Annotated in this window: 11 protein-coding genes; 4 read left to right on the top strand and 7 right to left on the bottom strand. The window is 53.8% G+C overall.

Features of this window, described 5'->3' with window-relative positions; all coding sequences use genetic code 11:
* Positions 1-188 precede the first annotated feature (188 nt).
* Positions 189-701, bottom strand: coding sequence for a hypothetical protein (locus QR290_RS11225; protein WP_289204914.1), 513 nt, complete (start codon positions 699-701; stop codon positions 189-191).
* 263 nt (positions 702-964) lie between these two features.
* Between QR290_RS11225 and QR290_RS11220 the strand changes: the two genes are divergently transcribed.
* Positions 965-1,423 carry a helix-turn-helix domain-containing protein gene (locus QR290_RS11220; RefSeq protein WP_289204913.1) on the top strand — a complete coding sequence of 153 codons (459 nt, stop codon included), beginning with the start codon at positions 965-967 and terminating at the stop codon, positions 1,421-1,423.
* 60 nt (positions 1,424-1,483) lie between these two features.
* Here QR290_RS11220 and QR290_RS11215 read toward each other — a convergent pair whose 3' ends face one another.
* On the bottom strand, positions 1,484-1,861 hold the full coding sequence (locus QR290_RS11215) for an antitoxin Xre/MbcA/ParS toxin-binding domain-containing protein (protein WP_289204912.1): 378 nt from the start codon (positions 1,859-1,861) through the stop codon (positions 1,484-1,486).
* A 237-nt stretch (positions 1,862-2,098) separates the two neighbouring features.
* Between QR290_RS11215 and QR290_RS11210 the strand changes: the two genes are divergently transcribed.
* Positions 2,099-2,617: a hypothetical protein gene (locus QR290_RS11210; RefSeq protein ID WP_289204911.1), complete on the top strand. Its 519-nt coding sequence runs from the start codon at positions 2,099-2,101 to the stop codon at positions 2,615-2,617.
* Between the two features lie 70 nt (positions 2,618-2,687).
* Here the strand turns inward: QR290_RS11210 and QR290_RS11205 are convergent, their stop codons facing one another.
* Positions 2,688-3,308 (bottom strand): hypothetical protein, encoded by a 621-nt coding sequence (locus tag QR290_RS11205; protein ID WP_289204910.1) that lies wholly within the window; start codon positions 3,306-3,308, stop codon positions 2,688-2,690.
* A 117-nt stretch (positions 3,309-3,425) separates the two neighbouring features.
* Complete coding sequence (locus tag QR290_RS11200) at positions 3,426-5,816, bottom strand: hypothetical protein (protein WP_289204909.1); 2,391 nt, start codon at positions 5,814-5,816, stop codon at positions 3,426-3,428.
* A gap of 212 nt (positions 5,817-6,028) precedes the next feature.
* Between QR290_RS11200 and QR290_RS11195 the strand changes: the two genes are divergently transcribed.
* Positions 6,029-6,808, top strand: a complete 780-nt coding sequence (locus QR290_RS11195) for a hypothetical protein (RefSeq protein ID WP_289204908.1) — start codon at positions 6,029-6,031, stop codon at positions 6,806-6,808.
* Between the two features lie 80 nt (positions 6,809-6,888).
* On the opposite strand, the gene QR290_RS11190 is transcribed toward QR290_RS11195, so the two are convergent.
* A complete protein-coding gene (locus tag QR290_RS11190) occupies positions 6,889-10,275 on the bottom strand; it encodes a P-loop NTPase fold protein (protein ID WP_289204907.1) in 3,387 nt (1,128 codons plus the stop codon).
* An 832-nt stretch (positions 10,276-11,107) separates the two neighbouring features.
* On the opposite strand from QR290_RS11190, the gene QR290_RS11185 reads away from it, so the two are divergent.
* Positions 11,108-12,112 (top strand): hypothetical protein, encoded by a 1,005-nt coding sequence (locus QR290_RS11185; protein ID WP_289204906.1) that lies wholly within the window; start codon positions 11,108-11,110, stop codon positions 12,110-12,112.
* A gap of 388 nt (positions 12,113-12,500) precedes the next feature.
* Here the strand turns inward: QR290_RS11185 and QR290_RS11180 are convergent, their stop codons facing one another.
* Positions 12,501-13,976 (bottom strand): hypothetical protein, encoded by a 1,476-nt coding sequence (locus QR290_RS11180; RefSeq protein ID WP_289204905.1) that lies wholly within the window; start codon positions 13,974-13,976, stop codon positions 12,501-12,503.
* Positions 13,945-14,997, bottom strand: a complete 1,053-nt coding sequence (locus tag QR290_RS11175) for a hypothetical protein (protein WP_289204904.1) — start codon at positions 14,995-14,997, stop codon at positions 13,945-13,947. Before QR290_RS11175 ends, QR290_RS11180 begins: the two co-directional genes overlap by 32 nt.
* Between the last annotated feature and the right edge of the window lie 31 nt (positions 14,998-15,028).

Here is a 15,028-nt window from a genome sequence, read left to right as displayed (position 1 = left end):
CCGGCCTGGGTAGAGCGGCTGATCCTGGATGACCCTCGAATCAGGGTGAATGATGAGTACTCAGAAGCTGAGTATCTCCATGCTGATGGTGCTTCAATTATGGAGGCAGGTGGTCGATCAGAAAGCAGCGCACTCAGTGGATGCGTTCGTAGCCTTTGACGGCTACATCCACCCACTGCATCAGACGTCTAGCGCGACCACCCCTCACCCACACTGATTCCTAATTGGGAAAAGTCCTCCAGCAGCCGCTTTCGACTCAGGATCGCTGGGATCCTGAAAACCTGCTTGTAAGCCTGGTATAGGCCGAATGGAATCAGCAAAAGCCCCGCACCAAAAGTTGCAAACGAAATGACGATGCCAGCTGGAATCGACGCGACGCCAATCAGAATTCCAGCCCAAAAACCGGATCGTGACAATTGACGAACTTCGTCAAGGTCATATTCGACCGTACCGTTTTTGGTTTCAAACGCGACCAGCACAACGGCGGATTTATGAATATTTTTTACATACCACGTCCTTGGCACATCAGATACAAACGCGCCTTTGCCTTCAAGGTACTTAGGAATGATTAGGTTTTTGTAGTAAAAAATCTTGCCTGAGCCATCCAAGAAGCGAACCTGCTTGTAGAGGCGGGCGCAGTCTTGAGATGAGTGAAATTCATAATTCTTGACGGTAACTGTTACTTTCCTCAGCTCTGACATCCTAGGCTTCCTTAATACCTACCCTGCACATAAAGCAATCTGAGTCTTAATTTGCCGCCGCAGGAAACACGCGAGCGGAGCGCTGACTTTGAGCAGCTGGCATCCATCGCAGCCCGGTGCCCCAGTGACCCGGTAGCTAGAACGCCGTACGACTGGAGCGTCATGAGCTAGCCGCAAAAACCCCAAAAACCCACCACGATCAATATATAGATTTGTTTGGGCTCAAGCAAACGGGGCATACCGTCTCCTTTTGAGACGGCTCAATGTCTATTCAAAATGGCTTCGCCGCAGCGTTGCGCGCCATTCGCCTCGTGAAAGGTCTTAAGCAAAAGGATCTCAGCGGCACCGTGGCTGCGTCCCATATCAGTCAGCTGGAAAGCGGGAAGACCACGCCAACGCTAAAAGTGGCAGCAGATCTAGCTCGTATGCTCGACCTCTCCCCCGCTGCGCTAATAGCCGTTGCCACAGCTTCTGACTCGCAGGAATCACCCAGGGCTGTGCTGCTTCAGGCACTCAGCGAACTGCAAAACCTCGGGCTGGCTGATCAAATTCCACCTTCATCGGCACTGGATGTGGATGGCACGCACCCGACGAGCATTCGCGCCGCCGCTACGCGCGTGCGTGTTCAGAAGCTGAAAAGCCAAGGGCTAACGCAGATAGACACGGCGAAAGAATTAGGACTCCCAAGATCCACCGTCCAGAGGCATTGGCATGACCTGTGAGCGATTTATGGGTGGAGGTGATTCGGGCATTACTACAGCCGCCAGATCAGACACGATTTGCTAGGCACCAAAGCCGTGTTCTATACGCCCTATCAGATCCATGACTTCTTCGACATCCGCCTCTGCTGGGCGCTTGTTGCCTAACGCCCGCGCTGGGGTGGTCAGCCACTTTTTCGCATGAGTCGCGTTTCCGAAAATGCCAACAGCTGCAGTCAGCACATTGGGGTCAATCTGAGCCAGGGATTCGTCCTGTACGGCTCCCGGGTTCTCTTCAAGGCCTTGCTCACCGTCACGACACCGGGCGACAGCTTCAGCTATGGCGTTTTCTAAGACGGCGGAGAGGTTCAGATCCATTACCACTGCCCTGTCCAGTAGGTCACCGTTGACCAAAAGATTGAGTGCCTGTTTGGGGGCATTTGGGTCGTAACCGAGAGGCATGGCTTATCTCCTATATTGCGCAGAGCGAATGGGCTGTCCTGCTCGAAGCTCAAAGCCTGCAAAGCCCCGGAAGAGAACGCCTAGCTTGCCATTAAAACGCGTCGTTCGTGATGGGTCAGATATCAGCCTATACCTCAATGCCCAAGCTCATCTTCAGAGTAGTAGTCATTGGTCGTCCCCATAAGTAACTACACTCGATGACGGATCACACTCGACGCTATCTTTTGGAGCGCAACCATGCAGGACAGCATCACACCAGCCACCATCTACTCAGCCTCAAACCCGCGTTTCGCAGGGCGTTTCCCAGACTCCCAGCATGACGAGCTTTGGCTCGCTGACATTAAGGCTTGCGAGCCCGGAGGAGCATGTCGGATTTTCAAGGATGTATTGTTTGTGGAGTCTCAGGAGACGGCTTACCTCTACGGCCTGGAACATGAAGATGGTCGGCCCAAGGAGCTAAAAGCGGAGGTGGCAGACCCTCAGCAACTTTTCGTCGAGTTTGTGCGAGAGCAGACAGAGCTCACGCTGGCCAGGATGGGACTGCTCGCCCCCGTTTTCGATGGAGCAGAGTATGCCTGTCAGGCTAGGGTCACGGCGGCTTACATGATCCACCGTGAAAATCTGCGGCACCTAGCTTTCGGCTACCGCAATCGCGACGGCGACTACGTTAGAGAGAAACTTGAAGACCCTGAGGACTGGCTCGATAACGCACGAGCTATCCGTCCCTTTGACGAGCTGGGCACGTCGAAAGCGTAGATGGGCATAGGGGATTATTGGGAGTGAAAAAAGCGGATGGCCCCCCCGGGAGCCCACCTGCCCGGATACTTCAAATAGGTTGACGTTCAGCCGGCATGCTTTGATACCGAATCACAGATTTAGCCCACACATCCCCTTTGCTTGCCGCCTTCTGAAATGATGATGGCGTTGTCGCGAGCCACCTCCCAAGTTTCGGTTTGACGAGGGGCTGCTTCATACGCGCATGACAAGCCGCAATGAACACTGTCATCCTCTCCTCGATCTGCGGTTCAAAATGCGACGTCTCCGTTGATGCGTAGCGGGCTTCAGGAGCGTATCTCAACGCTTTGGGCATGAGATTCGCGGTATCCCAAAACAACGCTGGCATATCAGACGCAACGAAGCTCGAACCAACAGGCAAATAGTAGGTACCCAGGTCAATAATCGAGCCGTTGAGCTCAACCCAGTAGTGAGAGTGCTCAGCAGAGTCAGATCCATAGCCCTGCATGGCTGCTTGACGCTCATCTCGCGAGACGACGAACGCTAAAAAATTCCCTCCTACTACCGCAGGGCTGTACCCCATGGCCTGAAGGAGACTATGTATGCCGAACGACGCGTACAGGCAACGCTTGTAATAATCGTCAGGGAACTGGCTTTTCAGGCACCTGTCCACTACGCAGAGAATGCGCTCCACAACCACAGCTTCAACCAAAACAAGCTCCTTCTTGAATATGACGTTTCTATTCGATTGGTGTGGCCACCACGCAACCCGTCCTGCACAAATTCCTTCAGAGAGAGTTGCCCACATCTGGGACGGCACCGGCTAGGCCTATCTGCTCTTGCGGGGTAATCGAGAAAAGACCTCCGCCATCTGCACCAACGACTCCACCAGCGACTCAAGCATCAGACGCCCCTTCACCACGTCCAAGTCTGTTTGTTGATCGATTCCGACCAGGCCATACGCTTTGGCAAACTCCGAGGATGGTAGATGAGCATCTGCCTGCCTGAGCTCATTGATACCCACTAGCACTTTGGTCAGTGCTCTCGCCTCATCCTGGGTCACCCCACTCTGCAACACCGCTTCCAAATGCTTGACCGATCCAGGCTTCATTTTGCCTGGCGGAGCGGCGATGACTGAAAGGCCATTTCCATCCAGCGACTCCACAGTGACCCTAGCCAGGTCTTTAGCCAGTTCCAACACGCCCGTTGGTTCGAGTGCACGGAAACGATGAATTCGACCGAAGATGTCATTGATAGCGTGGTGCTGGGCAAACAAATATTTACCAGTGAGCTTCTCGAATTCCGCATTGACCGCATCATAAGCAGGTCGCAACCTCGCTTCTGGGGCCTGAGTGTCGGCGGGGTCAGCTTTTGCCTGCGATGCCAGTAGCTCTTCTGAAACGCCCCCATCTGGCGCCACGTTCGCTCCTGCCCATACTCGCTGTTGCCATAATGGAAGCAGCCCGATGTCCTTGGCGTAGACATTGATTAGCCCGAGATCATTAAGGCCGAAATGCACACTGTGCCCTTGCGAAATACCGATGGAGCCCGTGTCACGGGTATACCAGCTCAAAGAGAAACCCCGATAACTGCTAAGCAGAGTCGTGACGGTCGGTCGGAACCATAGCCAGCAGCCACGATCCCGTAGCTCAGCACCATCGACCCGCTCCCCGGAGCCATCAACCGCAAAGTCCACTTTCGCAAGTGGTGGTTCATTCAATACCCGCTCACTGACCCGGGCTGGTTCGACCACGTCGGTTTTCCACAGCGAACCGCTCAAACTGTGGAGCTTCCTTCCTTGATGCTTGACCGACCAAGATTTGGACACCACAGAGTCGTCAGTTGGCAGGCCCAACACAGGCACTTCATCTTCGGCGTCAACATCGGTGCGAGATGCATGGAAAACAGCGGTAGAGGAACCGTAATGACTACCCCCTTCGTGGATAGCCTGATTGATGCCCTCCCACTTATCCTCCCCTGCCACCTCCTCAACATACCCTGAAGCCCATTTGATATGAGAGGCATCCGATACGATCTGACGTCGACTTTGGAAGCTAGAGACCAACAAATACATCCCATGTGCTTTTAGGTAGTCGCGAAGGTACTCCGACCGTACCTCCAAAAGAACGGGATTCCCGGCCTCATCCCGCGATAGCCTCACCACCTCCTGATAGCCTTCGGCAGGTCGAAGCCAGCTATCCCCTTGCCGCTGCAAGCCCAGCGCGATCACAAAATCTTGATGGAGATGCCACTCGCTGGGAGCCTCACCATCAAACGACTGCTCAATGACTAAGCCAGTGCCTACAGCGCCACCGTGATGGCTACGCCAATCACCGGCCCTGGAGTAAGTCATGGTTCGCTGAGGCTCTGCGGGACTTTCAGCTTCTGGCTCGTTCTCAAGGGGAACTGGATGAGCGGGTAGCGATTTGCTCGGTATCGCATTCAAAGACAGTTTCAGATTCGTGAAGGGTACGCGGATAGACGCAAACAATTTCCCCGGCTCGTCTACGGCACCTTGCGACTCTTGGGCAAGGTCTTCTGGGTGACCATCGTCCGTAGAGTAAATGGGTTTCGGCCAGACATACTCAGTTTCGAAACCGCCAGCGAAAGTGTTCCCACCAATATCGCTCCAACCAAGCTCATGAATCTGCTCACGATGAGCAAGGTTAAACATCACCGAACCGACACCGAGGTACTCTTCAAGGTACCCCTCGTAGCCGTACTCTCCCTCCCTAGAGATCACTGAGGCAGCGCGAAGTGGTATCCAGACTTTCTGAGCAATGCGGGTCTTCCGGATCTTGGTCATCTCAAACCAGACTTGCGGCTTGCACTCTGCAGTTTTGGGTATCGCTGCTATCGCTGGTTGCACTCCCATCTCATTCCTGAATAACAGCACGATTGTCATTTGGCGGGCATGATCGATCTCCCTTAGCTGCTCACGCACCGCTTCGCGTACTTCCTCTAGCGGTATTAGCTGATTAAGCTCATCAGCAGGGAAAAATCCACCCGGGTTCGCAGTGCCGTTTTTATCGGAATACCAGAGGACAAAACTCGGGCCCTGAGCAATTACCGCCTCAGTGCGACTGAGGTCAGTCCATGCGCTGCGCCAGTGCTCCAAAATTGCCATGACCTGATCATCCGAAGCCAACGGTGGGACATCGGCTTCACGCCCACTGCTAGGGGCGTCCGTAACCATTTCCATATCTTGATCCTTATCCATCAGCCCCTCTCTTATCCGCTGCCTTTCGCCAAGATGTGAATTAAACCACGAGCCCAGAACGGCCTGCATGGGTCGTCTGAATTCGACCATTCAGCCAGCACCAACCGATGTGCATTCGACTCCATCACTTGATCTATCAGATGAAGCGAGACAAGCTCCGAAACCCTGATCCGACTCACGCCCGTGACGACCATTTTGACAAGGAAGACTAGATGCCCAACGTTCAGCGGCTATTCCTACCCGATACCAATCAGAGCCCTGTGCACATCTTGGCAGGTGTCAAGGTTGCAGACCGTCTCTGCGAAACCTCCAGCACGCTTGATGTCACTTTCCTGGTGCCCGCCAAAGCATCACTCACCTCTGGCGCCCTCCATGAGGCGCTAGGGACAACGATGCACAGTAGGCTGGTCAAAGGAGTGCCCGTGATATTGCCGAGCGGCGCCCAGATGCGCTGCGAAACGATGAAGACCTTGAAATGGGTATCCAAACCATCCGTGCTGATCGCCATCTTTGCCAGCCAGGATATGATGGACAAAATCGATTCGCTGCAAAACCTGGTGGCTGTCGTGGCTGTCCCATGGACGCCCGATGCAATTGAAAATTGGAATAGAACCTGGTCACCCCAAGTGCTGGGCAAGCACACAAAATTTGGGAAGTCTGCCGCCCCCGCGATCAAGCTCATTGCCGATCCGATCGTTGAGCACGCCATGAAGTCTCTGACCTCAGTGATCAACCGAAGCACCCCCGTCCTGAACGCCACCGATGATGATCACGCTAAACGCATTCTTAGAATCCTGCGCTCGCGTAACCACCAAGAGCCGGCAGAGAATATCAAGCTCTGGGCGATCAAGAATGGCTGGCTACCGAAAGCAGCAGAGCGGCTGGAGACCTTGGCTGAAAAGGCCTTCGCTTTGCGTTCAAAACCGAAGCTTGAGAATCCGGCTCATGCTGAGCAGAGTTACCAGCGTTGGATTGAGGCAGCCAAGTCGTGACAGCCTCCATCCAATAACTGGCATTTGCGCCGCTATTGCCAGCACGCTTCATCAGGGAGACCCGGATCTGGAAGAGCCCATTACTTATCCTGCTCGGGTTCCGGATCACGCGCGGCCCCTTTGAGCGACTGGATCAGACGCTTGAAGCCCTTGGTTTGAGCAAACTTTTTGTACAGGGCCGGGGTGATTTCCGAAAGCTTGGCAACGGCCTCCCCCATCGTATTCCTGAGCTCAGTTGAATATCTGAAAGCTGCGATCTGCTCGGCCTTCGCATCAAAGAATTTGGCCAAGGCTGGAAGGCTTTCGGGGTTCCGGCTGAGGTAGGCAAGGAACAGTACGATCCGTTGCACCTCTTGCGGATTGGAAGGCTGAGCATCCGGAATGAGATGACCATATTTCGACAACGGGATGGCGAAATCATCGGGCTCTACTGATTCGGCAAAGAGCATCGACCTCAAGCGAATCCCGATCACATCACGCTGCTGGGCATCAAGCAGCTTTAACAGCGAATCCATCATGGTGTATTGGGCTGCTCCCCACGGTGAGATGACAGTGCCGTTCGCCAGGGAAGTGAGCACGTCGATCAAGGCATCGCCGACAGCCGCGATCGTCGGTATGGAAACTCCATTGCGCACGACCCCATTCAGGATCGCCTGATGCTGTTTCGCTCCTGCTGAGATGATCTGCGCCCATTCATCGCGAGTCAGCTCATCGCTCGTGAGCTGCTTGAGAAGCCCCTGCCGAGTGCTCGACAACACCTCCTCGTCCGACGCCATGATGACATTTATCAATTGAATATCCGCCTTGAGAACATCCTTGCAGACTTTTTCAATATGAACATCCCACCCCGTGAGCCAAGCCGCGATATCAGCCTCGGCTAAGCCAACGCCCGCAAGCGCCTGAGCAAGCACGCTGAACTTTGTAGTTACCCAATCACAGTTCAGACTTCCAACTCGTCGTCCTTGGATAAGGTAAGCCAAATATCCGGCAACTGACTTACCCACTTGGGGGTTGGCAATCAATTGGAACAAGGCACCCGTGGTGAGCGATGCGTTCGCCAAAGCCCGGAAGACTGAAGATGCGAACACATCATCCAAATCATCCAGCTGGGCGAGCGAATCGGCGTCAGCCTGGCGGATAAACGTAACCGCAGCCACCGCCTTGATTAGCGGACTGGCGTTGTTTGCCAGCAACGTGGTAACCGCAGCACCTACAACCGGATCAACGTTCGTGGCCAATCCCAATCCCAGCACCGCGTTTTCCACTTCGCCGGCAGCACCTGTAAATTTCGCCAAGAGGGCCGCGTCCCCCGCCGAGATTCCTCCTGTGATGCCTGCACCCAATTTACGCTCCCCGTATAACCATTCGAGCGCTGGCACGACACATTCTGTCGGCAAAACAGTTACGCCGATCTGGTGGTCAGCACAGCTAACCAACTGCAATTGCGCATCTGGCAGGCGCGCGCTTGCGAGTGTGAAGCCATTGGCTTTTATCACTTTCAAATGGGCGATATCAGGGAGCAGGTGCATCACATACTCAGACCGCGTCACCACGACCTCTTCAAACCCAAAACCTAGAGCTTGGAGATAATTGTCGTATTCTTGGAGGAGATTCCAGGCCGGCTGCAGTTGCTCTTGATCGAAGGCAGAGTTCAGAATTGCCATGAGGTTGGTTTTCAGTTGACCGCCATGAGCAGTCAGCAGCTGCCCGTTCAGCCCATGACCTTTGCAATAACGTACGGCATCATAGAACTCTTCAGAGCCTGTCTCCGACTCGTCGAACAACTTCAACTGCGCGGTGTTGAACAGTTCCAAAACATCCCCAATCCAATCGCCTTCGCGTGCTTGATGTGCCTCGGCAATAGTTGGAAGCAGAGATGCCAGCAGAGGCCGCTGGGCAACTAGTCGCTTCATGGCGTCGGAGAAACCGAACAGTGAAGTAAGATTACCTAGCGCCTCGTGATCCTCGCTGGCCAATGCCTCTGCCAATGGTGTATCCAATAGCTCGGCTATCGCGATATCACCTGAGGTCAGATAATGAATCTGCAGGAACTGAATCTGCCAACCGGTCTCCATGGAATCGCCCAGGGTACTACCCAGCAAGACCTTAGTGTCCTTGACCAGCCCAGCTTGCTCCTCCCCAATTTCTTTCACATACACCGCCGAGAACCCATCAGTACGAAGAATCTCCACCAACGAGAGCTCGGCGTACTTACAGAGCAGAAGATGACTGGCGACAGCGAGCAGGCTGATTTCCTCTCCTACCACCAAGGCCGTTGTTGCGATGTCATTGATGAATTTTTTTTGCAGCCGTGGAGTGACCAGATTGTTGGCCATGGGACTGTGGCGCTGCAGCAACTGCGCGCTCTGCTCTATGACCTCCCCGCCGATTTCCGGAAAGGTGTGTTTCCACAACTGACGGAAGCCATCTTTCCAGCCTGAGGTAATGACAGGTGGCGACCGGAATACCACTGGGAATTTTTTCGCTATGAAATCCCTGGCATCGTAACGTCGATCTCCGTCTGCCTTCAGGTACTCGGCTACTTTGCTTGAGCAAAACGGAACGATCACCGTCAGATTCGAAGCTTTGGTAGCAGCCTCAATGAAGATCTCCAGGTCGCTCCACACCGAGCGAAGGCTTTCTTTTGGCAAGCGATCAAGGTTGTCCAGAATGATAACGAAACGCTTGTCCTCAACCACCTTCAGCTGTTCGAGAAGCGTCTTCTTGAGATCAAGGGGCGTCACCTCTTTGCCCACCTCGATCTTCTCCTCAATATGGTCATCGCTGGAGCCTTTGAACAAGCTTAGAAGGCTCCACTTCTGGGCACCAACCTGCACCTTCCTGTGCCAGATTTTAGCGGCGATAAGGATCAGCACTGGGCTGAAAAATGAAACGAGATGCACAGCTACAAGCCACCAAAAGGGGTCTTGCAGTGTGTTGGTGAGCGCGACGGCTTCCGGCGACGTCCCTGTGATGGCGGCATGAGAACTACGCGAAAGTGCGAAAAGCTCCCGGAATGAGGTGGCGGCAAAAAACAGGCTGGCGACCAGTGCCAACGCCCAAGCACTGACTCGACTCGTTGTTCGTTTGCTGTACTCAAACAACCGTCCAAGGGCTCGGTCGCGGGAGGCCTTCAGGGCCTCTGCAGCCTTGCTGACATGAGGTACTTCCTTGAGCACCTCATCGGTGAAGAGCTCGATAAAATTGCTCTTGGTCGACCCCTGATAATTCTGCTCACAATCAAATACCCATACCCTGAAGTCAGAATCGGCGGCCATCAGCTTTGACTTCAACATATAAAGAATCGAGCTCTTACCAGAGCCAAACTCACCGTCCAAGCCCACGACCTTGGAAGGTGCATCACTCAGCAAGTGACGATGAATCGCGCTAGCCACTTTGTCATGGCTGCCACCGGGAAATACGTCCTGAGTTGCCGGGTGCTCGGTATGGAAATTGATCAACCGCATAAGAAGTCCTTCTATTTCATCCGTACGTGTTGTGTCATCGCCGCGAGCTCAGAATATCGCCGGAGCCTGAAGGCTCATGACCACGCGATAATGCGTCAAGATGATGCCAGCTTAGAAAAACACCATATGTGGTAGTGATATCGCAAAAAAGCACAAGATAGTGGCATATTGTGTGGATGGCAAGCTGCCATTAAGGCTAGGGTAGCGCGGTTTGGTCGGCGCCATCTGGAATTATCGGTTCGCCACCAAGATCAGCCCGACAGGCCGACCCAGGCGCGGTTACAGCACGCGAGAAAAATCAGAATTCAAGATGAACTGGCTTCACCACCATGGACGAAAGCGAACGTTGGATTACCGAATGCCGAGATGCTCGGGATGGGAAAGGCGATCTCATCGTGACTTTGCCGCCTGATTTTATTGCCCAAACGGGCTTGGAAATCGGAGATGAGGTGAACATCGGGGTCGTAAATTGCGCGATAGTCCCCGCTGGAAAATCTGATGCTTCCTTGGCCCCTTAATGCTGGGGCTCGGAAGATGACTTCCCCAGCCGCTTACGATGGAACGACTGAAAGTCTGTACAGAGCGCTGGTACGTCTCCAGCAACTTCAGCGATCCAAAAGACCCTCTCCTGGTGCGAGATGGCATCACCAAAGGAAATGAGTGCGGTGTTGACGCAGAGCCTTGAGCACTCATTCGGTATTACAGCTGCTCTATCGGTATCCTCTCTCTTGCTTCTTCAGCGGTCGGTGCAGAAAGATGGGACACAAGCGTTGCCATGAAATGTGCCAGGCGGAATACGCTGCCTTCGAAAGCAGCCCTCACGGAAATCGCAATGAAATTTTTGACAGACAGAGACAAGGCAGCTCTTAAAGCAGCAATCCCAAAGGTCGCGCCACTCGTAGGTGCAGACAAATTCGTAGGTGCATATGAGGCCGTCAAAATCCTCTTAGACTCCCGCAGGGAAGAACGGGTCAACCGATACTGCTTAGCGCTCCTGTCGGAGCTCGACGAAGCGGATCTGCAGGAGATAATTTCTGGGAATGAAAGTCTCAAGGTCGACTTCGGGGATTTGCTGCAGACCTGCATGGATGACAGTGACAGTAAAAAAACCGAAGCCTACGCTCGCCTCACCGCAGCTATAACCTTGCGGAACCTCGACGCTGAATACAGGCGATATTTCATCCTTGCGCTGAAGCAACTGAGCTCTAAAGAACTCCTGCTGCTACAGCAAGGTTACGTGGCCAGGCATTCGGAAATTATCCATGACGATGGATTCGAGGTTCTCAATCAGGCCACCGTGTACAACCCTAAAAAGCTCGGAGTCATTGGCGGTCTTTCGGTGGAAGTCTTTCGGCGCCTCGGCTTCTTAAACAACGACGGTATCACCTCTCTGGGCGAGAAATTTGTCGAATCCACGCATTCGAAAGACGATCTGACTGCAGACGCTCTCGGATGGAGAGTTTGGCAGAAGGAAGCGATCGCTGTCGTAGTCGGTGATCTACGCAAGTTAGTTCCATTTAAAGAGGTAATGAAAAATCACCGAGTGAAAGTGAGTGAGCTAGCAGACTCAGTGCTGACGAGCGCTCGTAACAACCGCATAGCGTTTACCGCAATTGTTTTCCTTGGCCCATTTGGCGGGTTGACGCACAGCCAGAGAATGACGTGGTCTGGTTATACAGATAAGCACCCCGGCCAGTGCATATTGATCGACGCAGAAGCAGGCACCCTCAACGGACGATACAGTAAAACGTTTAGCGTCCACGCCCCTATAGAGGAGACGGCAAGATCAATCCTGCACCATTACAAGTATATCGTTGATGATCCGATCATCCCTTAGGCAGCTCAAACAGAGGGGGAACCGTCCGGCCAACGCATCGTCCCCCTTTTGCGTTTGGGGCTGTGGACTCTGCCATTGTCGATGTCGGTTACACGGATCGAGCTTCGGCTCTAGATAGATCTACTGAAGCTCAAAGACCATACCACCGGCGGAAGTAGGAAACGCAGTACGAACCGCATAAAACAATCGGACACCGATCGGTTACAAACTATTCCACCTAATCCCGACACTCTGCTTAAGTGCTTGACCACGACGGGGGTGTCAATTTCAGAAAACTAGGAAACCCTGCAAAACCCATCCCACCAAAGAACTCGCCACTCCAGCACTGTCTCGCCTAACACTATGGCCACAGCAAAAATCTCTCGGCCAACGCTCGCATAGAGGCTCCTTATTTTTCAGCTGGATTCGTCGGAGCTGAACGTTCTGGCATAAGCTTAGGCTGGGATACCGGCTCGCTAATTATTGGTGGCGGGTTTGCAGGTACGGGTGCTGAGATAGGGGGCGCCACAGTGGCTGCTGGTGATGCCAAAGGAGGCGTGGCGTAAAGGAAGGCAAAGGCTGCAATACCCACTGCCGCAGCCCCGAGCATCGTAAGACCTTGGCAACTGATCCTGTAAAAGAAGCTCTCGGCCTGTTCAATGGGATCGCCGACCATCTTCTTGTATTCGGATTCCGAGAGGAAACGATACAGTTTCGATTGCCAATCCTGGCGTAACTGACGCTGAATGTTTATGAATTTACGGCCCGACATCACGTTCAGCGTCGTATAGCCGAATGCAACCGCCATCACGAGTGAAATAAGGTATGGGTCGATCTGCAGAGTGAGTCGCGCAGCGATCAGGCCCAGGCCCACAGTCAGCGCTGTCGAAATCGCTGCGATCGCCTGACGGGTCGCATCTGTCGCTTTTGAAGTTTCTTCAGTTACAGCCTTACGAAGGTCTCCAAGTGATTTGAGAGTATCCTTTGTGATCTCAGAGACCGCCATCTGATAGGCGATCTTTCCGCAATCCAGCGCCGCAGCAAGGTTTTCCCTGAAATACTGAACCGCCTCTCCATCTGCCCTACCCGACCGAGCGATCTCCGCAGATAGCAGGATGTGCTTCACTTCCGCCTCACGCGCATTGTCGAACACCCAAACCGCAGCATCCTGCACAACCTTGAAGTCGTTCAGCGTGATCTGCTGGGCACTATTGGTCGCCTTCGGAAGTGTGAGGTTTAGTTTAGGTGGCCCTCTGAAACTGAGCTTGCTCCCGGTTGCGTCGATCTCGTTCGCGAAGCAACGGCTAAGGGCGTCAAAGGCCTGAGCTGCCCAGACAATATGCAACGGATCAGCTTCATCGAGCTCATGACCATCTGCGAGCAACCAGTGGCGAACATCCTCGGGCACGGTGCGGACGTCAGCTGACTCTTTCACCAAAAGCCGGGGCGACTTCGTTGCTTGAGACTCCACATAGAGCACTTCAACACCCCAGTCAGCATACGTTCGAGCGCGGGTGTTGAAGGATTTCAGCAGGCCAAGGACGTGCCATCGTGATGCCGAGTGACCTTTGTCCAGGAAAGCTCTGAATCCAGCCTCTGTGGCCAGGTACAAAACCGCAGTCTGATCATGCGCCTCCGGAAGCGGTTTCAGGAGCTCAGCGCGAAACGGCCCGAAAGCCTCATCCCCCTCCTCGATCTCGGCTTCGCCACCAGCACTGTCATACAGGGTGATCGACCAGGCGGCAGCGGAAGCGGCTTGAGCGATTGACCGAGCTGCATCAGCAGTTAGGTCAGACACAATGAGAGTGGCATTCCCCTCAGTGATCAGCGCCTGACGCGTACGTGACAGATCGTTAAGTAGGTTGGCCAGGCTTTGGTGTGACAACGCTGTCCTCCGTGACCCTGTCCGTATCCACGATGATTTGCACCTTGCCCCCTTCCAGCTCCACGACCTTTACGTTCGGGTTTTCAGCCCTGTCAGGGAACAGGATGGTGACGCCTTCAGTCGTAACGATCTTGCGCATGTAGGGCTGCCGGAGGATCTTACGATCGGGCTTGAAGCTGAGCTCATGCAACTTGCTCTTCTTAACACGCGTGCGAGCCTCTTTCTCAAGGCGACCAGCTATCTTGTCATCTTCTGGATGACCAGCAGCCAGCATTACCGCTTCCACGATCGCATTTTCATCGATCAGAGCCCGAGTCCCGAGGTTTGCTTGTGCTTTCTTCAGGGCCTTGGCCACATTTTTGCCAGGAAGGTATTCGATACAAGCTTGGAGCGCCCCTTTGAGCACCTTGCGGGTAAGCTCGCTCAACTCAGTGTCAGATACATCCCTAGCCACCGACAGAAAGTCGGTGAAGTAATCTGCCAGATCTACACCATGCTTCGTACGATCAGTGGCCGAAACATTCTTATCAGCAACACCATTAACCACACGGACAAGCGCCGTCTTCTGAATAGCTTTCTTTTCGTCCACCAAGGCGTTCACGATTCGGCGCAGCTTATTGCCTGGAGCACCGTCGTTCTGCTCAAGAGCCAGCTTGTAATCGTACTTGATCAGGCTATAGATCTTCACGCTGGGGTCTTTGACCGCCAGCTCGAACATCAACAAAACCCCGTCGGCACTACCGACAACATGTGCCCGGTTGAAGCTAGCAGCCAGGCCTTGAGCCCCGATGACAAACGGCGTGGCCCCGGTTGCGATCGCTTCGATTTCATTCCGCGTCGTAGAGACAGCCTTGAACATGAACACTGGCGCAGCAGCCATATCCACAATTTTACCGATAAAGAACGCTTCCTCCTCCAGCGCGCGCTCCGGCAGTGCCTCGAAGTTCTTGGTACCCACCACGTGCAGGATCATCCGAGTGATCTTGAGTGAATCGATTTCTTCGTCCGAAAAAAAGCTCATGCAATCTCCATGTCGTAGCACCCTCCTATAC

The organism is Pseudomonas fluorescens, assembly GCF_030344995.1.
GTDB lineage: Bacteria > Pseudomonadota > Gammaproteobacteria > Pseudomonadales > Pseudomonadaceae > Aquipseudomonas > Aquipseudomonas fluorescens_BF.
The sequence above is the reverse complement of the archived record's forward strand: the minus strand, read 5'-3'. Positions and strand labels throughout refer to the sequence as shown.

What these genes read in the sequence shown, in the direction of transcription:
- QR290_RS11190 (WP_289204907.1), bottom strand. Translation starts at nt 10,275, where the DNA reads ATGCGGTTGATCAATTTCCATACCGAGCACCCGGCAACTCAGGACGTA.
- QR290_RS11215 (WP_289204912.1), bottom strand. Translation starts at nt 1,861, where the DNA reads ATGCCTCTCGGTTACGACCCAAATGCCCCCAAACAGGCACTCAATCTT.
- QR290_RS11220 (WP_289204913.1), top strand. Translation starts at nt 965, where the DNA reads ATGTCTATTCAAAATGGCTTCGCCGCAGCGTTGCGCGCCATTCGCCTC.
- QR290_RS11225 (WP_289204914.1), bottom strand. Translation starts at nt 701, where the DNA reads ATGTCAGAGCTGAGGAAAGTAACAGTTACCGTCAAGAATTATGAATTT.
- QR290_RS11210 (WP_289204911.1), top strand. Translation starts at nt 2,099, where the DNA reads ATGCAGGACAGCATCACACCAGCCACCATCTACTCAGCCTCAAACCCG.
- QR290_RS11195 (WP_289204908.1), top strand. Translation starts at nt 6,029, where the DNA reads ATGCCCAACGTTCAGCGGCTATTCCTACCCGATACCAATCAGAGCCCT.
- QR290_RS11175 (WP_289204904.1), bottom strand. Translation starts at nt 14,997, where the DNA reads ATGAGCTTTTTTTCGGACGAAGAAATCGATTCACTCAAGATCACTCGG.
- QR290_RS11200 (WP_289204909.1), bottom strand. Translation starts at nt 5,816, where the DNA reads ATGGATAAGGATCAAGATATGGAAATGGTTACGGACGCCCCTAGCAGT.
- QR290_RS11185 (WP_289204906.1), top strand. Translation starts at nt 11,108, where the DNA reads ATGAAATTTTTGACAGACAGAGACAAGGCAGCTCTTAAAGCAGCAATC.